This is a genomic window from Streptomyces sp. VTCC 41912, assembly GCF_045799175.1.
Lineage (GTDB): Bacteria > Actinomycetota > Actinomycetes > Streptomycetales > Streptomycetaceae > Streptomyces > Streptomyces albulus_C.
This window is the reverse complement of record NZ_JBJMAB010000010.1, coordinates 197,180-221,870: the sequence shown is the minus strand read 5'-3', so window position 1 is coordinate 221,870 and position 24,691 is coordinate 197,180. Positions and strand designations below refer to the sequence as shown.

The 24,691-nt window shown below is 72.2% G+C and carries 4 protein-coding genes; all 4 read right to left on the bottom strand.

All coding sequences use genetic code 11. From position 1 onward, the window contains the following. Positions 1–91 precede the first annotated feature (91 nt). The 4 genes from ACJ6WD_RS17655 to asnB are packed head-to-tail and all read right to left on the bottom strand — an operon-like array spanning position 92 to position 24,685. Positions 92–1,378 carry a hypothetical protein gene (locus ACJ6WD_RS17655; RefSeq protein WP_331247026.1) on the bottom strand — a complete coding sequence of 429 codons (1,287 nt, stop codon included), beginning with the start codon at positions 1,376–1,378 and terminating at the stop codon, positions 92–94. Continuing rightward, on the bottom strand, positions 1,375–1,668 hold the full coding sequence (locus ACJ6WD_RS17650) for a thioesterase domain-containing protein (RefSeq protein WP_331247025.1): 294 nt from the start codon (positions 1,666–1,668) through the stop codon (positions 1,375–1,377). The genes ACJ6WD_RS17655 and ACJ6WD_RS17650 overlap by 4 nt, the downstream gene beginning before the upstream one ends. Then, a complete protein-coding gene (locus ACJ6WD_RS17645) occupies positions 1,665–22,685 on the bottom strand; it encodes an SDR family NAD(P)-dependent oxidoreductase (protein ID WP_407616131.1) in 21,021 nt (7,006 codons plus the stop codon). The genes ACJ6WD_RS17650 and ACJ6WD_RS17645 overlap by 4 nt, the downstream gene beginning before the upstream one ends. Further along, positions 22,682–24,685, bottom strand: a complete 2,004-nt coding sequence (gene asnB, locus ACJ6WD_RS17640) for an asparagine synthase (glutamine-hydrolyzing) (RefSeq protein ID WP_407616130.1) — start codon at positions 24,683–24,685, stop codon at positions 22,682–22,684. Before asnB ends, ACJ6WD_RS17645 begins: the two co-directional genes overlap by 4 nt. Between the last annotated feature and the right edge of the window lie 6 nt (positions 24,686–24,691).

Genomic DNA, 24,691 nt, shown 5'->3' with positions numbered 1-24,691 from the left:
GCCCTGCGCCGGGTCCTGGTGTGGCGCGGCGACAGGGTGGCCGGGCGGGTCCGCTGTCCCACTGCACGGATCACCGCGGCGGTGTCGACGGTCACCGCTCCGGTTCCGGGAGGACCTCGACCTCGACGTCGTACGCGTTCATGATCGTCCTGGCGTCCTGCTCGATCTGCGCGGTGCTCTCCCCCGCGAGGATGAACAGGCCACTGCCGACGAAGAGGCCAGGAGCGTCGTTGAAGACGGTGCCGACCTCGGGCGTCTCGGCGAGGATCACCGAGGCGGGATAGGTGTCGGGGCCCCTGACCTCGGTCACCCTGCATCTGGCCTCCTCCCGCAGCGCCGGGTGCACCCAGCCCGCGACGCCCCGTCCGGCATCGCGCAGGTCGAGGTTGGTGAGGGGCCTGTCCACGGCGGAGGGCAGGTTCATGCAGGCCGCGATGGACTCCCGGATGAGGTCGAGTTCATAGGCCACCTCGAAGTGGCGCCGGATGTAGCCGCCGCCGAACCGGCCCGCGATCTCCAGGAAGACGAGTCCGCCCTCCGGCGTGCGGAACGCCTCCAGGTGGAAGGCGCTGTCGCGCAGCCCGAGGGTGTTCAGCACCCGCTGGGTGAAGTCGCGGATCACCGCCACCTCGTCCGGGTCGTCCAGGGCTACGGAGGCGAGACCTTCCCGGCGGTACTGGAAGCTGAAGCAGTCGCCGAGGTAGCGGGAGGCGTGGAGGAACCGGATCTCGCCGTCGCGCACGAACCCGTCGAAGTGGCACACGTCTCCCTCGACGAACTCCTCGACATGGTGTCCGTCCTCGATGCCCCGGTCCCGCACGTGCCGCAGAAAGCTCTGGGCGTCGTCGAATATCTCCACGCCGAAACTCGCCGCCTGGCACTTCGGCTTGAGCACGACCTTCCCCGGCAGCGCCGCCGCGATCTCCGTCAGCTCGGCCTCCGTCGTGCCACTCCCCACGCTCCAGTACCGCGGCACCCGCACCACCTCGCGCAGGGCCTCCTTCATGAGGACCTTGTCGCGGGTGAGGAGAGCGGTGCGTACGTCGGTTCCCGGCAGGCCGAACGCCTCACGCAGCCGGGCGGCGGGCAGCACGGTGTGCTCGTACAGGCCGACGATGGCTCGGGGCGCGCCGAGGTCCCGCGCGAACTCGCTGACGTGGTCGATCATCTGGCCGATCGACAGGTCGTAGTCCTCGACGTTGATCCGGTGGGGGGTGTCGATGATGCCGATGCGCGCGAAGCGGTCCCGCGTGTGCTGCGGCATGAGCGAGTGGTTGTACGCGTCCAGCAGCAGGGTGACGTCGTAGCTGTCGAAGTCGATGTGGGAGACGTCCTGGTCGGCGAAGCCGACGTGGACCACATGTTCTCTTCGGCTCATGACATGCCTCCCGTGGTGCTGCGGATCACGTCCGCGATCTCGTCGGTGTGGGTGTCGAGGTGGAAGTGGCCGCCGTCGCACACCCGCAGGGTGAATGGGCCGTCGGTACGCCCGGCCCAGGCGCCGACCTCGTCGGTCGTGGCCTGGGGGTCGTCGGTTCCGACGAGGGAGAGGACCGGGCAACGCAGGGGTGGTCCGGGCACGTACGCGTACGTCTGGACCGCCCGGCAGTCGCCGCGCAGCGCCGGCAGGATCATCGCCGGCAGCTGCTCGTCCTTGGCGCCTGTCATGCGTGCTCGTCCCCTTCGCGCGGTTCGTCGGCGGCGGCGGCGTCGGCGTCGGCGTCCACCGGAGCGTGGTCCGCGTGGCGCCACGGCTGATCGCCGATCCGGAAGTCGGCCGTGTGCGCGACGTGTTCGATGACGCGGCCCAGTTCGTCCGCCATGGACTGTGCGGTGGACGCCTCGAAGGCGTGCGCGTCGTACTTGAAGAACAGCTTGTAGCCGTCCGGCCCTTGGTAGATCTCGATCGTGACCGGCATCTCGCCGCAGTCCGGCAGGTCGTCGAAGGGCCTGAGGTCGAGCGGGCCGGCCTCGGCGCCGCCGGCCCCGGCGCCGCCGGCCCCGGTGAACACGGACGCCCCGTTGAAGTTCTGGAAGATGAGGTTGGTGGTGAGCAGAGGGGTCACCGGGCGGCTCTCCTCCTCGGACAGCGCCCGCTCGATCTCCAGCAGGGGGTAGGCGCCGTGGTCGATGCCCTGGACGACGGCCCGCCCGGCGCGGCTGACAAAGGCGCTGAAGTCCTCCTCGCCGCTCAGCGTGGACCGGATCGGCAGGAAGTTGATGAACTGGCCGATCACGTTCTTGAACCGTTCCTCGTAGCGGGCCGCCGTGGTGAAACCGACGACGAGGTCCGACTGACCGGTCAGAGCGTGCAGGTAGACCGTGTACGTGGCGAGGAAGAGCGTGGCGACGCTGGACTGGTGCGCGCGGGCTCGTGCGACGAAGGCATCCGTGACGTCCGGGGTCAGTTTGACGAGGACGAAGCTGGTGCGGGGGGCGAGCCCGGCGGTGTCCCGGTGGTCACGGGGCAGCGCGAGATCGCCGCGGGCGCCGCGCAGTTCACTCAGCCAGTAGGCGCGGTGCCGCTCGGCCTTGGGGCTGTTGAGGAGGGCGGCCTCCCAGGCCACGAAGTCGGCGAAGGTGGTCTCGTCCGGGTCAGGGGCGGGGGGCTCCTGGGCGTGCAGCGCCGCGGTGTAGGCGTCCTTCAGCGACTGGACGAGGAGCGCGGCGGAGGTTCCGTCCATGACGACGTGGTGGACCGTGACGAGCAGCAGGTGCCGCGGGGCGCCGGACCCGGAGTCGAGTGTGACGCGGTGCGCCCGCGCCAGGGGTCCGGCCTCCAGGTCGAACGGGCGGTTGACCAACTCCCTCAGCTCGTCGAGCTGTTCGTCCCGCGAGGCGGCCGTGACGAGCACGGTCTCGAAGGACATCTCACGCGTCCGGTCGATCTCCATCTGGGGCACGCCGTCCTCCTTGCGGAAGACCGCTGCGAGCATCGGGTGGCGTCGCGGCTGCGTGCGGCACGCCTGTTCCAGCGCTTTCTCGTCGAAGGCGCCGTGTATCTCGAACAGGAGGGGGGTGTTGTAGGTGGGGGCGTCCGGCTGGCCCGTGTGTCCGTGCCACAGCCTGCTCTGGCTGCGGGACAGGGGCCAGCGTTCGCCGCTGCCCGCGGCTGCCTGGGGCGCCACGAGGGCGTCGACCGCGTCGGCGCGTCGGGCCAGGAAGTGCGCCACCAGGCCGTCCACCGACTCGACCTCGAACAGCAGCGTGGACGACACGTCGTCACCGAGGTCGGCGCGGATCAGGTGGGTCAGTTGCAGGACGAGCAACGAGTCCAGGCCGTAGGACGTGAGCGGGACCGCGGGATCGATCCGCTCCGCCGGGATGCCCAGTACCTGGGCCGCCATTGCGCTCAGGTGGCGGGTGAGGGCCTCGGCGGTTTTGGGCCCGGCCGGGTCCGGCTCGGCCTGGACGCGCCGGGCAGGCTCGCGCCCGGCAGGTACCCGCTCCGCCGGAACGGTCGGCGGCGTCTGCGGTGGCGGGGCCTCGCCGGGCGCGGCGTTGCCGGGGATCACGACGGTACGCGGCGTCGCGGCGGGGTCGGGCACGTCAGCCGGAGTCGCGGTGTCCGTCGGGGAGACCGTCACGGCACCGGACGACGAGGCCGGTGCGACGTGTGGCCGGGGGGTCCGTCCGGGGACCGTCTGGCGCGCGGTGCCGTCGCTCTCCGCGGCGATGATCTGCTGGCCGAGTTCGGCTGCCTGGGGCAGCACGGACGCGACGGTGGCGAATCCCTCTCCGCGCAGGACCTCACGCCAGCCGTCGGGAGAGAGCGCGGGCGAACCGGGGATGCGCAGCGCGGTGTCCTCGGACAGCCACCAGCCCTCCAGCAGACCGAAGGTGAGATGGCTGAAGACGTCGAACTGCGACAGCTCGTTCAGCACCAGCCAACCGCCGTCGCGCAGGGCGGCCTTGGCATTGCGCAGCGTGCGGCGGATGTTCGCGGTGGCGTGCAGGACGTTCGCGGCGACGACGATGTCGAAGCCGCCCTCCTCGATGCCCTGGCCGGCCAGCGGCCGCTCGACGTCGAACTGCGCGCAGTCCAGGTAGGGCACGTGGGGCCCGTGCGTGGCGCGGGCGTTGTTGAGGAACGCCTTGGACAGGTCGGTGTACAGGTACGTTTCGATGCTGTCCTCGAAGGGCTTCAGCGCCCGGAACAGGCCGACGCTGGTGCCTCCGGTGCCCGCACCGATCTCCAGGATGCGGATCTTCGCTCCCCGGTCCTGGCTCAGCCACTCGGTGACCAGGCGGACGACCGTGTCCTGCACGGCCCGGTTGTAGGCGTCCGCGACCGGGTTGTCGCGATAGCAGCCCTCCACGAGCCCGAAGGAGCCTCGGGGGAACATGACGTCAGTGGGGCGCCTGACACCGGTCAGAATGCCGGGCAGCTCCCGCAACGTCGCGTCCACCAGCTCCAGTTCGGCCTTGACGCCCGCGTCCAAGGACCAGGCGCGCCGCCGTTCGTCCCACTCGCGCTCCACCGTCCGCAGCGGCGGCGCGGTGTCCGGGACGACCCGCAGCGCCTGGCGCAGCCAGGGCCGGTAGCGTTCCGGGATGCCCGCACGTCGGCAACGCACACCGGCGTCCGCCTCGGCCGCGGTGGCGGAGACGTCCCCGCGGACCCGCTCCTCGGGGTCGAGCGCGCCGAGGGCCACGAGGTGCGCCCGCAGGACGCGGCCCAGCATGGGGTCGCGCTCGTTCTCGCGCCATGCGGCGACGGAGCCGAGCACCTCCCGTTCCGCGCGCGGCGTCCCGTGCCCGGTGAGCGCGTGGACAGGCACGCGCTCGGCGGCGGGTGGGCGCAGGGCCGCACGCACCGACGGTTCGGCGGCGGTCAGCGCGTCCGTCCCGGTGAGCTTGACGAACGCCATCTGGCCGTACGGTCCGCCGAGCAGTACGTCGAGGGCCGCCATCGCCTCGGGGGCCTCGATGGAGACGAGGCCGGCCTGACGCATACGACGGCGGTAGTACGCCGACGAGACGCTGCCCTGGCTTCCCCACCAACCCCAGTTCATCACCTTCACCGGGCAGTTCCAGTGCCGGTCCAGCAGGCGCGCGTAGGCGTCGAGGAAGGCGCTGCCCGCCGCGTAGTTGCCCTGTCCGGCGGTCGTGGCGAAGGACTGGACGGAGGAGAAGAACAGGGCGAAGTCCAGGTCCTCTGCGCCGAAGACCTCGGCCGTGGTGACGACGGCGTCGACCTTCGCGGCGAGGCTGGCGCGCATGGTCTCCTCGTCCATGGTGGCGAAGCTCTGGTCGCGCAGGACGAGGGCCGCGTGCACGACACCGTGGACTCGCGGGAACTCGGCGCTGACGCGGTCGTACGCGTCCTGCAGCGAGGCGCGGTCGGACGCGTCACCCCGCACGTAGTGGACGCTGCCCCGGCCCCGGACGGACGCGAGGGCGGCATCCACGGACGCGTCGCGCGGGCTGCGCCCGATCCAGACGACGTGGGCGCCGAAGTGCTCGACGACATGCCGGGTCCAGGCGGCGCCGAGACCGCCGGCCCCGCCGATCACGACGTAGACGCCGCCTTCGCGGTAGCCGGCCGGGCGGGTCCCCTCGACGTCGCAGGGCGCCCAGCGCCGGGTCAGCCACTGGCCGCCGCGGTGGACCCAGGAGTCCGCCCGGTCAGGTACCGGCAGGGCTACGAGGTCCTCGGGCCAGGGGTCGTCCGCCAGGTCGGCGCGCCGCACGGTCCAGTTCGGGTACTCCTGGGCGAGCGAGCCGAACAGCCCGTGCAGCCCGGCGTGGGCGGGCGAGGCCGGCTCGGCGGGGTGGGTGGCGAGAGCCCATCGGGTGACCAGGGTGATGCCGAGCGGCCTACGGTCGTACTCGGCGCGCAGCAGTCCCTTGATCATGCGGAAGGCCGCGTACACACCGTCGGTCTGCGCACCGAGGAGGCCGGCCGCGTCCATCGCCGCGGGAGCGGTCTTGGGGGCCGCCCACACCAGGTGATCGACCGGGTCCATGGCGCGCAGCGCCCCGGCCACCTCGTCAACGGACGCGGTGGGCGGCAGATGCCACGCCGTGGTACGAGCGCAGCGGCCGGTGATCCGGGAGAGCTGTTCGGCGTCGCCGCCGACGACCAGGACGTGGTCGTCGTGTTCGGGAGAGGACGCGGTGAGGTCCTGTACCGGGAGGGCGTCCCAGACGGGTGCGAAGAGCGACGGCGGCGCCTGCGTGACCTGGCGGGCGGTGTAGCCGGTCATCCGCACGCACACCTCTCCGGCGTCGTCGACCAGGTCGATGTCGAGGCGGCTGAGCGGGCTGTCCACCGCCGGGTCGTCCGCGGTGCGGACGACGGCCCACATGGCCGGTGCGCACTCGGCGAAGACGTCGAGCTGTTCGAGCGCGAAGGGCACGGCGGTGCCCTGCGGCATGCCGTCGCCCGCCATGTTCAGGGCTGCCGATGCCTGGATGGCCGAATCGAGCAGCGAGGGGTGCAGCAGGAAGGGGACCGCGGGCGCCGGCGCCGCATCGGGCGTCCGCAGCTCCGCCAGCACCGTGCCGGGACCGACGTGTGCCTCGTGGAGGGCGCGCAGCGCGGGGCCGTGGTCGATACCGCGTTCCACCAGCGCCTCGTGGACGCGTTCGCCTGCCACCGTGGTGGCACAGTCGCGGCGCAGTCCGGGCAGGTCGGTCCTCGGCGGGCGGGGCGCGTCGGTCGAGGTGGCCCGGCCCTCGCAGAAGACCGCGTCCTCGGCACCGGCCGAACGGAACTCGAAGGCAGCGCCGCCGGGCGCACGACGCACCCACAGCTCGATGTCGCCCATCGCCTGGTCCATTTGGTCCGCTTGGGTGCCGTCGGCCGAGATCGGCCGTACCCAGGTGACGTTGCGCAGGCGCACGGCCGCGTCCGGTTCCGCGCCGAGGAAGCGCGCCGCCGCCTCCCTGGCCATTTCGAGGTAGACGACACCGGGCAGGACATGGCGCCCCTGGACCACGTGGTCGTCCAGGAACCGCCGGAAGTCGCCGAGGGTGAGGCGGGTCCGCTGCCCGTCGGTCGCAGCCGGGGCCCGGCCGGTTCCGCTCGGTGCGGCGGCGTCCTGGGCGGTGTCGCCGGATGCGGCGGGAGTCCCGGCGGGGAGTTCCGCACCGGCCCAGTGGCGGACGCGGGCGAACGGGTAGGTGGGCAGCGGTACCCGGCGGTGGGATCCGGGGGCGAAGGCGGCCTCGTAGTCCAGTTCGGCGCCACCGGCGAACAGGTCCGCCAGCGCCTCCAGTTCCGCGCGCAGGGTGTGGGGGTCCACGGGGCCGGCGAGCCTGCGCGGGGACTCCTGCTCCGTTCCGCCCGCAGCCTCCGCCGCGCGGCCCGCACCGGCGTCGCCGATGACGGCACGGGGTCCGCCGGTTCCGGCGTCGAGCACGCGGAGCAGGTCGTCGTGGTCCCGGACGACGCAGGCGAAGCGGTACCGGAAGTGTTCCCGTCCCGCCATCAGCGTCCAGGCGATGTCCCCGGTGTCCTGGTGCGGGTGGGCGCGGCAGTGTGCCGCGAGGCGCCGCACCTGCTCGGTGAGCTGTTCGCGCGAGTGGGCCGACAGTACGACCAGGTGGGCCGGGCGCGGTTCGCGCAGGGCGCGGGTGGGCCGAGGTGCCTCCTCCAGGACGAGGTGGGCGTTGGTGCCGCTGGCGCCGAACGCGCTTACCACGCCGCGGCGCGGCACCCCGGCGGGTGTCTCCCACGGCAGGGTGCGCGTGTTCACGTAGAAGGGACTGTTGCCGAGGTCGATGGCCTTGTTGGGTGACGCGAAGTGGAGCGAGGCCGGGATGCTCCGGTGCCGGAACGCGAGGAGCACTTTGAGCACTCCGGCGATCCCGGCCGCGAACTGCGTGTGCCCGAGGTTGGTCTTCACCGATCCGAGCGCGCAGAACTCCGTGTCGTCGGTGCCGACGCGGAACGCGCGGGTGAGGGCACCGAACTCGATCGGGTCGCCGAGCCGGGTGCCCGTGCCGTGTGCCTCGACCATGCCGATGCGCCGGGCGTCCACGCCGAAGGTGTCGTACACCTCGCGCAGCAGGCGTTCCTGTGAGAGGGAACTCGGGGCCGTGAGGCCGTTGGTGGCGCCGTCGTGGTTGATGCCGGAACCCCTGATGACACCGTGGATGTGGTCGCCGTCGGCGAGGGCGTCGTCAAGGCGTTTGAGTACGAGGACGCCTACCCCCTCGCCGGGCACGAAGCCGTCGGCACGGTCGTCGAAGGTGTGGCAGCGGCCCGATGGCGACAGCATGCCGGCGCGGCCAGCGAGGTCGTACAGGCGCGGTGTCGACTGCACGAACACACCGCCCGCGAGCGCCATGGACGTTTCGCCCGACCACAGGTCCTTGCAGGCGAGGTCGATCGCCACCAGGGAGCTGGAGCAGGAGGTGTCGACGGCGAGGGCCGGTCCGCGCAGGTTGAGGAAGTAGGAGATCCGGCCCGGGATGACGGAGCCCATGGTGCCCCACAGCCCTTGCACGGGCGCGGACTCGCCTTCGCCTCCGGGGTAGTCGCCGGCCCAGCAGCCGACGTAGACGCCGCATCGCCGTTCGTCCATCGCGCGGGCCGGGTACCCCGCGTCCTCAAGGGCCTTCCACGTCTCTTCCAGGAGGAGGCGCTGCTGCGGGTCCATGCCGCGCGCTTCGACGCCCGAGATGTTGAAGAACAGCGAGTCGAACTCGTCGATCCGGTCCAGGAATCCGCCGCGGGGCGCGATCGTGGCGTCGCCCGAGGCGGCCGTGTCCCAGCGGGTCGCGGGGGTGATCAGGTCGTCCCCGTCGGCCAGGTGTTCCCACAGGGCGTCGAGGGAGTCCGAGCCGGCGAACCGGCCGCTCATGCCGATGACCGCGACGGGCGGGCGGGCGACGGACCGGGAGGCGGGCGCGGGCGCGGGGTACGGCGCAGGCGCCTCGGTCGTGTGGGCCTGCTGCGCCTCGTGGCCTTCGTGCGCCTGGGACGGCGACGTTCCGCGGTCCGTTGCCGTGGCCTGGGGCCGTGCGGTGACCGGTGCCTCGGCTGCCGGGAGTTCGCAGTCCTCAGCCGGACGGGGCAGCACGATGGAGTCGCGGTGGGCCGTCAGCAGGTGGTCGGACAGGCGTCGGGCCGAGCTGTGGTCGAACAGGACACCCGTGTCCAGGTCGAGTGACAGCGCCTCGCCGAGTTCGTGCGCGACCCGTACCGCGAGGATGGAGTCGAGTCCGTAGTCGGCGAAGGCGGACGTGTCGGCGATGTCGGTGTCCGGCATGGCCAGCGCCCGCGCCAGAACGGCACGGACAACACGCGGGACCTCCGTGTCGAGCGCGGCGGGGGCCGCCGTGCGCGCGCTCCTCGGCGCGACCCGCGCCGGGGCAGGGGTCCGCGTCTCCGGGGCCGACGGGGACTCGCCGGCCCTTTCGGCCCGGAGCCCGGCCGCGGGCGACCGCGTGCCCTCGGTCTCGGCCTCGGTCTCCGCCGTCGGCCGCCCGGCCGGTGCGACGGGCGCGGCCACAGGCTCCTGAGCGTGCGCGGCCGGGCCCGCCCCGCCGCTCTCCGCGGAGACGGGGGCGAGATCCCCGATCCAGTACCTGTCCTTGGCGAACGGGTAGGTGGGGAGAGCTACCCGGCGGCGGACGCTCCCCTCGTGCAGCAACCGCCAGTCGGCGTCCAGGCCCTGGACCCACACCGCGGCCAGCTTCGTCAGCTTTCCGGACCGGGCCCACCGTTCGGCCAGCAGCTCGCGCACGTCGTCGTCGGCCAGTTCTGCGAGCAGGCCCGCCGCACCGCCCGTGGTGGTGCCGCGGTGGAGGACCGCGCCGTCATGGTCCGGTCCGGCTCCGGTGAGGAAGTCGTCCAGGGCGTCGAGGAGTTCGCCCTTCGAGGCGACGACGACGGCCAGCCGTTCGCTCATGGGCTCCCGGCCGGTCTGGAGGCTGTAGGCGAGGTCGGCGAGGTCGTCGTCGGTGCGGGCGACGTGCTCGGCCAGCCGTGCGGCGACGGCGGTGAGCTGCCCCGAGGTACGCGCCGACAGGACGACGAGCTGCTCGGAGCCGTTGGCGGAGGCCTGGGTCATCGCGGGAAGGTGCTCCTCGGTCTGTAGCGGTGTGTACTCCTCGACGATCACGTGGGCGTTGGCCCCGCCGGCTCCGAAGGAGGAGACGGAGGTGATCCGGGGCCGACCGTCGAAGTGCCAGGGCGCCGCCTCGCGCTGAACGAAGAAGGGGGTGCGGTCGAACGCGATGTTCGGGTTGAGTTCCCCGGTGTGCAGGGTGGGCGCGAACTGCCGATGCCGAAGCTGGAGGACCGCCTTGGTGAGTCCGGCGATGCCGGCCGCGGCCTCCAGGTGCCCGATGGCCGACTTCGCCGACCCGATCGCGCAGAACTGCTTGTCGGCGGTGTCCTGTTCGAAGGCGGTCGTCAGCCCCTGGATCTCGATGGGGTCGCCCAGTTCGGTGCCGGTGCCGTGGGCCTCGACGTAGCCGATGTCGCGCGCGGACACCCCGGCGCGGTCCAGGGCCTCGCGGATCAGTTCCGCCTGGGCGCCGGAGCGCGGCACGGTGTAGCCGTTGGAGCGGCCGCCGTGGTTGACGCTCGTGCCACGGATGACCGCGAGGATGCGGTCGCCGTCGGCCTCGGCCATGGACAGGGGCTTCAGCAGGACGCAGCCCACTCCCTCGCCCGGCACGAACCCGTGGCCGCCGGAGCCGAAGCTCCGGCAGTGCTGGTCCTGGGACAGCATGCCCGAGTGGCACAGCTCGATGTAGTCCAGCGGGTGGAGGTAGAGGTTGACGCCACCGGCGATGGCCATGTCGCAGGCGCCCCGGTGGATGTTCTCGCACGCCTCGTGCACCGCGGTCAGCGATGCCGAGCACATCGTGTCGATGGTCATGCTGGGACCGTTGAGATCCAGCTGGTACGACGTGCGGGAGCTGAGCGACGCGAACGACAGCGCGGGTACGACCGTCTCACCCGAGGGCAGCCGGGCGGCGCCGTGGCGGATGTGGCCGCTCTTGGTGACGCCGGCGAAGACCCCGACGCGCCTGCCGTGGCGGCGGCCCAGCGTCTCACGGGTGTATCCGGCGTCCTCCATCACCTCGTGCGCCGCTTGGAGGAAGAGCCGCTCCTGCGGGTCCATGACGTAGGCGTCGCGCGGGGCGATCTGGAAGAACAACGGGTCGAACGCGGCGTGGTCGTCGAGAAATCCGCCCCATTTGCTGTAGCTGAGTCCGGAGGCGACGGCCTTGCGCCGGTCGGGCTCGTAGAAGCCGGTCAACGGCCAGCGGTCGGCGGGCACTTCGCGGATGCAGTCCCGCCCTTCCCGCAGGTTCGTCCAGAACGCGTCGAGGTTGTCCGCCTGCGGGTAGCGCCCGCTCATGCCGATGACCGCGATGGGCTCGCGCACCAGCGGGACGGAGGCCGCGGCGCTCCGCCGCTCCGGCGCGGCCGGTCCGGGAGCGGGCTCGGTGGGCCGCGCGGCGTCCGCGCCGAGGGACGCGAGCCGCTCCGCTATCTTCCGCAGGGTGGGCAGGTCGTAGAAGAGGGTCTTCGGCACGTCACCGAAGGCCAGCGCGAGTTCCCGGTTCAGCTGAACGACCATGATCGAGTCGAGGCCGGTCTCGCCGAGCGGCCGGTCCACGTCGATGGTGTCCACGGCGGTCTTCGTCACCCGGGCGAAGAGCGTGACGAGATGGCGCAGGCCGTCCGCGGCGTCGCGCTCGCGGGAGGCGGTCGGCGCGGTGCCGGCAGCCTCCTGGCCCGGCGTGGCGGGTGGCGGGGACGGCCGGCCGTGGTGCACCCACACCCGGTCCTCGCCCAGCTGCCACGCGCGGGACAGCGCGGCGATTCCGTCGGAGGCGGGCATGGGGGCGAGGCCGCGGCTCCGCCACAGGTGGGCGAGGGCCGCGGGCGACACCGGCATCCCGCCGTCCGCCCACAGCGGCCAGGCCACCGACAGGGTTCGTCCCTGGCGTTCCCCGGCCGCGACCCGCGCGTTGCGCAGTTCGGCGAACTCGTCGAGGAAGGCGTTCGCGGTGGCGTAGTCGCACTGGCCGGGGTTTCCCGTGACCGCGGCCCCGGAGGAGAAGGTGATCAGGAAGTCGAGCGGCGCGTCACCGAGCGCGTGGTCGAGGTTGACCAGGCCGTCACTCTTGGGTTCGAGGACGTCCTCCCACTCCTGGTCGGTCTTGGTGGTCAGCGCGGAATCCCGGAGCACACCGGCCGCGTGGAACACGCCGTCGATCCGGCCGAACTCGGCGCGGACACCCGCTACGAGACGGCGGGTCTCCTCCCATCGGGAGATGTCGGCCCGCGCGTGGCGGACGGTGGCGCCGGCGGCCCGCAGGCCGTCGAGGAGGGCGTCGGTCGCGGCACTCCGCGGCGAGCGGCCCGCCAGGACGACGGTGGACCGCTCGGCGCGCTCGGCGATCCAGCGCGCGACGACGGAACCGACTCCTCCGGTCCCGCCTGTGATCAGGTACACGCCGTCGGGGCGCAGCGGGCCGTCCGCGGTGGGCTGCGCCGCCCGGGCGACCTCCCACGTACGGACCAGGCGCTCGCCGTCGCGGTGGAGCACCAGGTCGTCGCCGGCGCCCGCCTCCGCGGCCAGGACGGCACCGAGCGCGCCGCCCTTGCCAGGTTCGTCGAACCCGATGACCTGGCAGGTCAAGTGGGACGCTTCGAGCATCGCGGTCCGCATGAACCCGGCGAGGGCGAACGCGGTGCCGCCCCGTCCGGCGGCCGGGACGACCGCCTGTACGAGGGTCCTGCCCGGGCGTTCGTCGGCCGCCGCCTCCCGGACGGCGCCCAGGCACTGGCGCGTCACGTCGCGGAACCACCCGTCGAGGCGTTCCTTGGGCGAACTGACGGTCACACAGCGCACGTCGGGGTCCTGGACGAGGGCGTCCCGGGCGGCCTGGGCTTCCTCCAGGAGGATGACCAGGCGCCGTGCCGGGGCAGTCGCGCACTCAGCCGCCGTGCGGGGCCGAGGCGTCCACCGGGGCACGAGCAGGGTGGTCTCCATGGCCTGGGTGCTCATGGCGGGGGTGCCGGAGCCGGTGTCCGAGGTCGTCGGCACGGCCGGGGCCCGCCCGGCGGCAGGGGCCGAGATGCGGCGCGGCGGGTGGCCGGGAATCCAGTGGCGATCGCGGGCGAAGGGGTACCCCGGGAGGTGCGCACGCTTCGGCGTGCGCGCTCCGTGCAGTGTCCGCCAGTCGGGGTCGGCGCCGCGGGTCCAGTCCAGCAGGACCTGCCGGAGGTCGTCGTACCCGGCCGTCCGCTCCGTCGCGGGGGTGGCGGATGCGCCGGCGCCGGCGTGGCGTCGCGCACCGCCGTCGGCGGGCAGTTCGACGCTTCCCCGCGCGCCGCCCTCGACGACGTGGCCGTCGGTGACGAACGCGTCGAGGGCCTGCGCGAGCCGTTCGTGGGACTCCACCACCCATCCCACGCGTTCCGCCATCGCCTCCCGTCCGGCCTGGAGGGTCCAGGCGAGGGCGGTGAGCGGAAGCGGAGTGTGGCGCTCGTCCCGCAGCCGGGCGAGAAGGTTGCGCGCGATGTCGCGCAGGCGGTCCTCCGTACGCGCGGAGAGCGGGACGACGACCGCGCCCGCGGCCGGGCCCTGGTCGGCCCGGCCGGTGTCCGGGTCCGGGTACTCCTCCACGACGAGGTGGCAGTTGGAGCCGCCGAAGCCGAAGCTGCTGACGCCCGCGCGGCGCGGGGCCGCGGCGCCGTCGCGGCCGGTGGGCCGCTGCCAGATCTCGTTCTCCCGCACGATGTGGAAGGGTCCGCCGTCCAGCTCGATGAACGGGTTGATCTCGCCGCAGTGGAGCGTGGCCGGCAGCACGCCGTGCCGCATGGCGAGCAGCACCTTGAGCAGCCCGGCCATCCCGGCGGCGGCCTCCAGGTGACCGATGTTCGACTTGACGGAGCCCAGGCCGCAGGCGCCGTCGCCGCTCGCGCCGAGGCGCCGGAACGCCGAGCGCAGGGAACGCACTTCGACGGGGTCGCCGAGTGCCGTCCCGGTGCCGTGCGTCTCGATGTATCCGATGGTGTCCGGGTCGGTGCCGCCGACGGCCGCCGCGACGAGGTCGGCCTGGGCGTCGGCGTTGGGCGCGGTCAGCGAGTGGGCCCGACCTCCGTGGTTCTCGGCACTGCCGAGCAGTACCCCGAGGATGGCGTCGCCGTCGCGTTCGGCGTCGGCGAGGGGTTTGAGGACGACCGCCGCGACGCCCTCGCCCCGCACGTATCCGTTCGCCTCGCTGGAGAAGGTCTTGCACCGTCCGTCGGGGCTGAGCATGCCCGCCTTGTGGGCGCTGACGAAGGTGTCCGTGCTGAGCAGCAGGTTCACCCCGCCCGCCACGGCCATGCGGCAGGCGCCCGAGCGGATGGCCTCCAGCGCGCGGTGGACGGCGACCAGGGAGCTGGAGCAGGCCGTGTCGACCGGCTCGCTCGGCCCTCGTACGTCCAGTACGTAGGAGAGGCGGTTGGCGAGCATGGAATGCGCGTTGCCGGTCGCTGTGAACACGTCCGGCTCGATGCCGTGGGCGCTCAGCAGCGTGGCGTAGTCGGTGCCCGAGACGCCGAGGAACACGCCGGTGTCGACCGGCAGGTCGACGGGGCGGTACGCGCTGTCCTCCAGCGCGTTCCAGACGGTCTCCAGGGCCAGGCGGTGCTGGGGGTCCAGGAGTTCGGCCTCGCGCGGGTAGATGCGGAAGAAACCCGCGTCGAAGGCGTCCACGTCCTCCAGGACTCCCGCGTGGTGCGGGAAGTCGGCGTCCTCGGCGATCGCCCGGTACGTGTCGTCGTAACGGTGCAGCGGGAACGTGCCCACGGAGTCCACGCCCGCGACCAGGTTCGCCCAGTACTCGTCGAGGTTGCGGGCACCGGGGAAGCGTCCGGCCGCGCCGACGACGGCGACGGGCATCGGTGAGCCGTCGGCGGTGTCCCGGGGGCCGGTTGCCCCAGTGACGGGAGCCGGCGCCGCCCTCCGGGCCTCGGGCGAGCGCTCCGGCGCGGCCGTGGTCGCATCGGCCGTCTGCTTCTGCGCGCCGACGGGGTGTGGGGGCGCGGTGCCGGTCGTCGGCGCGGCGGGAGGGGCCGGGGGCCTGGGGTGGTTGGTGGGTATCCGGTCGCCGAACTCCGCCACCAGGTGTCGTGCCAGGGCGTCGAGTGTGTCCAGTTCGAAGAAGAGGGCCGGACTGACCTGCACGCCGAACCGTTCGCTCACGCGCCCGGCGAGGGTGACGAGCGAGATCGAGTCGAACCCGAAGGCGTAGAAGCCCGTGGTGGGTTCGATCTCCTCAGGCTCGAACCCGAGGATGCCGGCCGCGATCACCCGCAGCTCACCGGCGGCGAACCCGACCGCTCCCGCACCGGAGGCGGCTGCCTCCGTGGCCGCGGTGGCCGCGGTGGCCTCGACGAGGGACGCGGACGCGCCTGCGGGGGCGGGCGACGGCGCGCTCACCGGTACGGAGACGGATGTGCGCGGCGGAGCCGAGGAGTACGGGATGGTACGCCGCTCGGTCCGACGTCCGGGCAGGTCGGCATCCTCGTCGCCCCACCACACGTCGGTCAGCTCGCCGACGAGGCGGCCGGCGCCGGACAGCAGCAGGACGCGTCCGCCGAGTCCGCCGTCGCCGGGGAGGAGGTCGAGGACGACGCGTGCCACATCGGCGATCGGGGGATGCGCCACGGCGGCCTCGCCGATGCGGTGCGGTATCAGGCTCGCCCACCTCGCCGTGCCCGCTCGCTTCGCCACGAGCTGCGCGCCGTGCGCGACGGCCGCGAGGACGGCGGGCTCGATCGAGACGTTCCGCTTGACGTGGTTCTGCTGGAAGTCCGGCTGGGTGACGTCGAGCGCGAGGCATCCGTCCGGCAGCCAGTAGGCCGCCCGCACGCCTTCGGACATCGGCTGCCGCTCGATGCCGCCTTCGGCCAGCTCCGCGAGGAACTGCTCCTGGGTGAGTACGGCGACGGCTTCACGGGAGAGATCACCGGCGCCCGGCGCGGTACCGGCCCACCGGTCCGCCGTGCCGGCGTCGTCACCGGCGTGCGCGGTGAACTCGGCGATCGCGGTACGGGCTCCCGTGTCGTCCTGCGTGAAGACAGTGCCGTACCCGCGGCCCTCGGCGGCGGCGAACGTGGTGACCAGCCGGGACGCCTTCTCCCAGTCGACGCGGCCCACGGTGCGCAGATCACGGATCCGGGCACCGGCCGCGAAGCCGGAGACGCGTGCGCAGGCGAGGGCCGAGTCGACGGCGAACGTCGGCACGACCGCGCGCCGCTTGTCGCGCAGGTGACCGTAATCGACGAGGTCGTCCAGGCGCAGGTCCGTGCCGTAGCGCAGACCGCCGAGGTCCGACTCGTTCTCGCCGAGGAACGGATGCAGCGCGCGGCGGAACACCAGCGGCGCGACGACCGAGGGCGCGGCCGGGTCCTCCTCGACCCAGCAGCTCACCCGAGCGAAGGGGTAGGCGGGCAGCGGCAGGCGCCGGGGCCTGCGGTCTCCGTCGAGCACACTCCAGTCGGTCTTGTGGCCGCGGGTCCAGTCGAGGGCGGTCTCCCGCGCCTGCTCGGCCTGCGGACCGTCCCCGGCAAGGGCGGCAGCGGTGTCGCGGTCTCCCGCGAGGTAGCGTTCGACGGCTGCGAGGACGCCCTGGCAGTCCTTCGCCAAGAACGCCCAGCGGCGCGGCAGTTCGTTCTTGCCGACGCGCAGGGTGAAGGCGATGGCGGGGAGGTCGTCGTCGGAGCGCGTGGCGACGAAGTCGCGGAAGCGCAGCAGGTAGCTCTCCAGGGCTTCGTCGGTCATCGCCGAGAAGACGAAGAGTTCGTGACCGCCGTCGTGTGCCGGGACGGGGGCGGGGGTGTACTCCTCCAGCACCAGGTGGGAGTTCATGCCTCCCGCTCCGATCGAGGTGACCCCGGCCCGCCGGGGGTGCTCGACCAGACCGCCGGCCACGAGCGTGGTCGGCCTGCGCCAGTCGGTGAGCCGGCGCTGCACGTGGAAAGGCGTGTCGCCGAACGGGATGTCCGGGTTGGTCTCGTCGCTGTGCAGCGAGGGCGCGAGCTGGCCCTCGCGCATCTGCAGGACGACCTTGGTGATGCCGGCTACGCCCGCCGCCGCGAGGAGGTGGCCCATGTTCGACTTGACGGAACCGAGGGCGCAGAAGCCGGTGTCGGCCGTGGACGCCCGGAAGGCGTCGCCCAGCGCCTTGACCTCGATGGGGTCGCCGAGCGAGGTGCCCGATCCGTGGCCCTCGACGTAGCTGATGGTCCGGGCGTCGACGCCCGCGTCGTCGAGGGCTTTCCTGACCGCGCTGGTCTGCATGGCCATGCTGGGGACGGTGAACCCGTTGCGGGTGCCCGCGTTGGTGATCGCCGTTCCCTTGATGACCGCGTGGATGTGGTCGCCGTCCCGCTCCGCGTCGGCGAGGGTCTTGAGGACCACGACGCCGGCCCCCTCGCCGAGGATGGTCCCGTCCACGCCGAGGCCGTAGCTGCGGATGACGTCGGAGGTCGCCGTCGTGAAGTGCTCCTGGGACGACGTGATCAGGTTGTACGGATGCAGCAGGAGGTTGACACCGCCCGCGACGACCATCCTGGACTCGCCGGCCCGCAGCATCTGGACGGCCTGGTGCACGCAGGTCGACGACGTGGAGCACATCGTGTCGACGAAGAGCGACGGGCCGGTCAGCCCGTAGAAGTACGACAGCATGTTGGGCATGGTCGCGTTGTAGCTGCCGCTCTGCGGGGCTCCGCGCACCAGGCTGTTCTGGAAGCCGTAGAGGCCGTAGTGGTTGCTCATGGTGCCGGTGAGCACCGCGACGTCGCCCTGGTACTGGCGCTGGATCTGCTCCCGCGAGTAGCCGGCGTCCTCCAGCGCCTCGACTCCGAGTTGGAGGAAGAGGCGGACCTCGGGCGACATCTGTTCCGCATCGCGCTTGGAGATGTGGAAGTACCGGGGGTCGAACTTGTCGATGTCGCGCAGGAAGGTGCCGGTGCGGATGACGCTCTTGCCCGGCTCGGCCCGGTCGCGGCTGTAGATGGCGTCGTGGTCCCAGCGCTCGCGTGGGACCTCCTCGAAGGAGTGCCGCCCGTCCCGCAGGAGTTGCCACAGCTCGTCCATGGTCGCGGCGCCGGGGTAGCGGCCGGAGATGCCGACGATGGCGATGTCCCGGCTGCCGTCGGCCTCGGCGGACGGCTTCGCGGGCTCCGTGACGGTGATCGCCGCCGGGCCGGTGGCCGGTGCCGCGGCCACGGGCGTCGCGGTGCCCGTGGTGGGCTTCGTGGCCGTCGCCGGGGCGGTGGGCTCGGGTGCCTGCTCCGCGTCCTGTTCCGGGGCCCGTTCCGTGTCCTGTTCGGCGAGGAGGCTCACGAGCCTGTCCCGGTGGGCCTCGGCGAAGTATCCGGCCACGTCGGTGACGTTGAGGTACTCGAAGAAGAGCGTCTTGGACAGCGTGCCGAACAACCCTTCCAGGCGCGCGGTCATGTCGAGGATGGCGAGGGAGTCGATGCCGTACTCGACCAGGTTCGCGGTGGGGTCGATGGCGTCGGGACGGTACTGGAGGACCTCTGCGAGAAGCCTCGTCACGAGCACCACCGCGCCCGCCCGAAGAGCCTCCTCCGAGGGGACCGCCGGGACCCCCGTCCGGGGTTCGTCCCCGGGCAGCGCCGGGGCGGGAATCGAGGCGTCGTCCCGGCGTCCGGCACCGGCGGCCGCCACCGGTGTGAGCGCCGGGTCGGTGAGCCTCGCCTCGGCTCCGTGGGCCACCACGAGGTGTGTGGGGCCGTGGGTCAGCGCGTGTCCCAGAGCGCGCACGCCCGCCTCCGTGGGCAGCGGCTCCCAGCCGTGCCGCTCGCGCATCGACGCGCGGGTCGGATCGTCGACGCGCATCCCGCCCTCGGCCCACAGCGGCCAGCTCACCGCGAGGGTGGTACCGGTGCGCTCTCCGGCCTCGACGAGGGCCTGACGGTGCCCGGCGAAGGCGTCGAGGAAGGCGTTCGCCGCCGCGTAGTCGGACTGTCCGGGATTGCCGAAGACCCCGGCGACGGAGGAGAACAGGACGAAGAAGTCCAGGTCGCAGTCGCGGGTCGCGGCGTCGAGGTGCAGGGTGCCACGCACCTTGGGACCGAGCACGGTGTGCAGGTCCTCGTGGCTCTTGCGCAGGGCGAAGCCGTCCCGGAGCACACCGGCCGCGTGGACGACACCGTCGAGGGAGCCGTGAGCGCGCATGATGGCGCTCACCGCGCGCTCGACGTCCTGCGCCGAGGTGACGTCTACGGGCAGGCTGTGCGCGTCGACGCCCTCGTCGCGCAGGGTGCGCAGGGCGGCCTCGGTGTCCGAGCCGGACGCGGAGCGCCCGCTGAGCACCACGGTGACGCCATCGTGGCGGGCGAAGTACCGGGCGATGTGGCGTCCCAGGCCACCGAGGCCGCCGGTGACCCAGTAGACGCCGTCGTCCTTGAGTGGGGGTGTCGAGGGTCCCTCGACGACCGTTGCCGGCAGGGTCCGGCGGACGTGCCGTACGCCGTCGGCGGTGTAGCGGACCTCTGCGTCGGCCACCGCGTCGGCGGCCTCGTCGCGCACCACGCGCCGCAGCAGTTCCGCGTCGGCCACATCGAGCCCGGCCACCCTGACGACCCGTCCCCGGACTGCGGGGTTCTCCAGGGCCACGGTCCGGAACAGGCCGGTGAGCGGGGCGTGGAAGTGCCGCGGCACACGGTCATCGACCAGGACGACGAAGCGATGGTCCTGCCTGGGCCTGCTGTTCAGCACCGCACCGAGCGCGCCGAAGACAGTGTCCGTGACGGCCGCGACCCCTTCGGCGGCCTTGGTGCGCGCCACTGCGGGCAGCCGTGCGAAGCCGGTGGCAGCGGAGTCCGGGGCCCCGGCGAGGTAGGCGTGCACGACGGTACCGGCGTCAGGCTCGCCGGTACCCTCCGGCAGCGGCACGGGTGTCCATCCGGTGACGGCCGCGACGACGTGCGAGCCGTCGGAGGCGGCAGGCAGCGGCGCCCCCGGCCTCTGGAGCAGTCCACGGACCCGAGCCGTCACCCGGCCCTCGCCGTCGGCGAGATCGATGTCGAACTTGTCCACCGTGCCACTGCTCCCCGCTCGTCTGACCCAGGCCCATGTCTCGGCCGGGCTCGGTCCGGTGATCTCGATCCGTTCCAGTACGAACGGCATCACCGCCGCGTCCGGCGGCTCCGGCGCCTCGGCCCTCATCAGCGCGACCGATGCCTGGAACGCGGCGTCGAGCACACTCGGGGGCAGCACCAGACCGTCGTGCGGCGCCGGGCCGCCGGGCACGGTGATCCGCGCGAGCACGCCGTGCGCACCGTGCCGGATCTCCCGCAGACCGCGCATGGCAGGCCCGTACTTCAGTCCCTGGCGGCGCAGTTGGGCATACAGCTCGGGGACCGGCACGGGCGCGGAGGCGGCCCGCAGCGCTTCGAGGTCGAGTGCGGCCGGGGCTTCGGCCGGGACCCGTGCCTCGGCCGTTCCCCGGCTGTGCACAGTGTCAGGGGAGCCGGCGGTGGCGCCCTGCCGTACCTCGAAGGCGACGGCACCGTCCTCGTTCCGGGAGAGCTCCACGTGCACCGTGACGGGCTCGTCGCCGACGGTCAGCGGGCGCAGCCACGTCATGTCCTTCAGGGTCACGGCGGCCCGCTGCCCGTGCCCGTCGGGTTGCACGGCACGGCCGACCGCCTCGCGGACCATCTCCACGTACGCCGCGGCGGGCAGGACGCGAGCGCCATTCACCCGGTGCGCCTCCAGGAAGGGTTCGGCGCCGGTGAAGACTGAGGTGAAACGCTGCCGACCGAGCACGGAGGTGTTGCGGTGCACCAGGGGGTGCGGCTCGTCGCGGCTCCCGACGGCGGTGGCCCGCCTCTCCTCGGGTATCACGTACCAGTGCGGCACGCGCTCGAAGGGGTAGGTGGGCAACCGGACACGGCGCGCCCGCGGGTATCCCGCGCGCTGCCGCCCGGCCTCCCAGTCGACCGCCTCTCCGGCCTGCCACTCCCGCGCGACGGCGAGGAGGACGGCCGGGTCCTCGTCCGGCGCCGTGGCGGCCCCGTCCGTGCCGCCGTCCGCGGGGGCATCGGAGGCGGCCGGGTCATCCCGCAGGAGGGTCTCCAGCGCCTCGGCCAGCCGGGCATGGCTGGTGGCGGTGATGACACGGCGGACCTGCATGGCCTCTCGCCCGATCTGCAGGGTGTACGCGATGTCGGCCAGTGCCTGGTGGGGCTGTAGCGACGCGGCGTCGCCGTCGGCGGAAGCGGCGAGGTGTGCGAGGAGTTGACGGGCGACCGCGCGCAGGCGGTCCTCGGTTCGCGCCGAGAGGGGGAAGACCTCCACGCGTCCGTCCCGCGTACCGGCCGGCGGGTCGTCGGCGAGGTGCTCCTCCAGCAGGCAGTGCGCGTTGGCGCCGCCGAAGCCGAAGGAGCTGACTCCCGCGCGGCGGGGCAGTTCGCCGCCGTTCGGGGCGGTACCGGGGGCCTGCCACGGCTGGGTGTCGCGCACGACGTAGAACGGGCTGCCGTCGAGGTCGATGAGCCGGTTGGGCTGGGTGAAGTTCACCGTGGCGGGCAGCGTCCGGGTGGCGAGGGCGCCGATCACCTTGACGATGCCCGCCACCCCGGCGGCCGCCTCCAGGTGACCGATGTTGGTCTTGACCGAGCCGAGGCCGCAGGTCCCCGGCACGGGGCGGGTGCCCTCGGCCGCGTGCAGGCGGTCGAATGCCTTCTTCAGGCCGAGCACTTCGATGGGGTCGCCGACCGGGGTGCCTGGTCCGTGGGCCTCGATGTATCCGACGCTGCCCACGGGGATGCCCGCGCGGGTGTACACGCCCTCGATGAGGTCGGCTTGGGCGGCGGGGTTGGTGACGGTGAGCGAGTTGGTCCGGCCGCCGTGGTTGGTGCCGGTCGCCTTGATCACGGCGTGGACCGGGTCCCGGTCCTCGACGGCGCGGTGCAGCGGCTTGAGCAACAGCATGGCGCCGCCCTCGCCGCGGACGAACCCGTCGGCGCCCTTGTCGAACGCGTGCGACCTGCCGGTCGGCGAGAGCATGCCCGCCTGGCTGAAGGCGACGAACAGCTTGGGCGACCAGATCAGGTTGACGCCACCGGCCAACGCCATGTCGCACTCGCCGCCGTGCAGCGCGGCGACGGCCTGGTGGACGGAGACGAGGGAGCTGGCGCAGGCCGTGTCGTTGATGACGCTCGGACCGTGGAGGTCGAAGTGGTACGACACCCGGTTCGCCACGATGGCGAAGTCGGTGCCGGTGGGGAGGTAGGCGTCGATCTTCGCCCCGTCCCGTTCCATCATCTCGGCATAGTCCGAGTGCGAGACGCCCATGAAGACGCCCGTGTTGGTGCCGGCCAGCGCGCTCTCCGGGTACCCGGCGTCCTCGATGGCCTTCCACGCCAGTTCGAGGGTCAGCCGCTGCTGGGGGTCCATGGTTGCGGCTTCGCGGGGCGAGATGTTGAAGAAGGCGGCGTCGAAGCATTCGGCGTCGTCGATGAAACCGGCCCAGACGCTCCTGGTCTTCTCCGCACCACCGCGCGGATCGCCGAACCAGCGCTCCTTGGGCCAACGCCGCTCGGGAACTTCGGAGATGAGCGACCGACCGGCACGCAGCTCGCGGAAGAGACCGGCGAGTGTGTCGGAGCCGGGAAATCGCAGGGAAAGGCCGATGACGGCGACGTCACAGGACTGGTCGGGCATCGGGCGGCTCATCGATCGGCTCCTGTCCGGGCGGCAACGCGCCGCCTGTCGACGGTCGTTCGCAGATTCATCCGCGCCCGCTTCGGGCCGTATGCCGCGCCCGCGGAAGTCGCCCGACCGGCGAGGACGAACTGCTGGTTGAGGATCGCGGTCGACAGCAGGTACACGAACGCCTGGTCCTCTTTGGTACTGATCTGTTCGACCGGTGCCCGCATGATCTTCGAAACGAGTTTTCCGGCGAAGACGGGATTGACGCAGTCGATGCGGCGCAGCTCGTTCTCGGAGAGCACCAGTTCGAGGCAGTCGGGACGTTGTTCCTTGAACACCGCGCTGCCCGGCGCCCGGTAGGGCTGTTTGGGCCGGCTGAGCGTCCATTGCGGAAGATCGTCGGCGAAGGCGTTCTTCAGGATGGCCTTCTCGTCCGATCCGTCGTCGTAGCGGAGATTCACCGAGGCCGCGGCGCGTACGACGGACGGGTCGAGGAACGGGGCACGGTTCTCGACGCTGTGGGCGAGACTCGCCCGTTCCCCCTGGGTCGCCAGGAGGTATCCGGCCAGAAGTGTCTTGTACTCGATCCACTGCGCTTTCTGCACGGCGGTGAGACGGTGGTATCCGGGCGTGCCGCCCACGAGTTCCCGCATGGATTCCAACGGGTCGCCGGGGTCCTTGAGCAGGCGGGTGGCGAACATTCCGTTCTGGTAGCGCAGTTCGTGCGAGAAGAGGCCGGGGGTGCGCTCGGCGCTGAACTGCTGGAAGAGGCCCAGCAGATGGGACCGGCGGGCGGCACCGAAATGTGCGAGCTCCGGGTGCAGGGTGGCGAGCCGACGCAGCCGGTCCTCCTCGGACAGGGTGTTCCAGGACTCACGGAGCATGGTCTCGCGGAAGAGCGAGTAGCCGAGGAACGCCTCGTCGGCGCCCTCTCCGCTGAGCACCGTCTTGATACCCGCGTCGCGGACGTGCCGGGACAGCAGGTACATCGGGACGAACGAGGTCCGGAAGGCGGGCACCTCGGCGTGCCACACCGCGTCGGCGAAGGAGTCGGCGATGTCGCGGTGGGAGACGGGCAGGGCGGAGTGTCGGGTGCCGAGGTGGGAGGCCACCAACTGCTGGCTGCTGGACTCGTCGAAGGTCCGGTCCGCGAACTCGACGGAGAACGTGCGGACTTCGTGTGCGGACTGCTCCGTCGCCAGCTTGGTGACGATGGACGAATCGAGGCCGCCGCTGAGGTACACGCCCACCTCGACGTCGCTGCGCAGCCGCACCTCGACGCTGCGGCGCAACGTCTCCCGTACGAACGCGATGGCTTCCCGCTCGTCGCCGTCGAACGCCGGCCCGTCGACGCGCAGTTCCTCGTAGTGCGTCACGGTGTGCCGACCGCCCTCGACCGACAGGAAACCGCCCGCCGGCACCTGCCGCACCCCCTGGAACGGCGTGCGGCCTGGCAGCGGAGCCCACAAGGTGTACACGGAGGCGAGTTCCCGCGCGTCGAACTCGAACCGGAATCCGGGGTAGGCGGCGAAGGCCTTCATCTCCGAGGCGAAGAGCAGGGCGCCGTCGTGCTCGGTGTAGAAGAGCGGCCGCTTTCCGTACCGATCGCGGGCCAGGAAGAGCGTCCCGGCCTCGTTGTCACGGATGGCCAGGGCGAAGGCGCCGTTAAAGCGCGTGAGGCATTCGGGTCCCCATTGGATCCACGCCTGGAGCACGACCTCCGTGTCCGATTTGGTACCGAAAGGACGCCCGAGTCGCCGGAGTTCCTCGCGGAGTTCCACGTGGTTGTACAGTTCCCCGTTGAAACAGATCCAATGACGTTCACCGGGATCGGACATGGGCTGTGCGCCCGATTCCAGATCGATGATGGCCAGTCGGACCGTTCCCATCGCGACGCCATCGTCCAGGTAATAGCCGGCCTCGTCGGGCCCTCGGTGATGGATCGACGAAAGCATCGAGGTAATACATCCAGAGGCTTCTTCACCGAGCGAACGGGAAGCAACCAAGCCGGCTATGCCACACACGTCGAA

Excerpts from the sequence above, each read along its gene's own strand:
- ACJ6WD_RS17655 (WP_331247026.1), bottom strand. The coding sequence starts at position 1,378 with ATGAGCCGAAGAGAACATGTGGTCCACGTCGGCTTCGCCGACCAGGAC.
- ACJ6WD_RS17650 (WP_331247025.1), bottom strand. The coding sequence starts at position 1,668 with ATGACAGGCGCCAAGGACGAGCAGCTGCCGGCGATGATCCTGCCGGCG.
- ACJ6WD_RS17645 (WP_407616131.1), bottom strand. The coding sequence starts at position 22,685 with ATGAGCCGCCCGATGCCCGACCAGTCCTGTGACGTCGCCGTCATCGGC.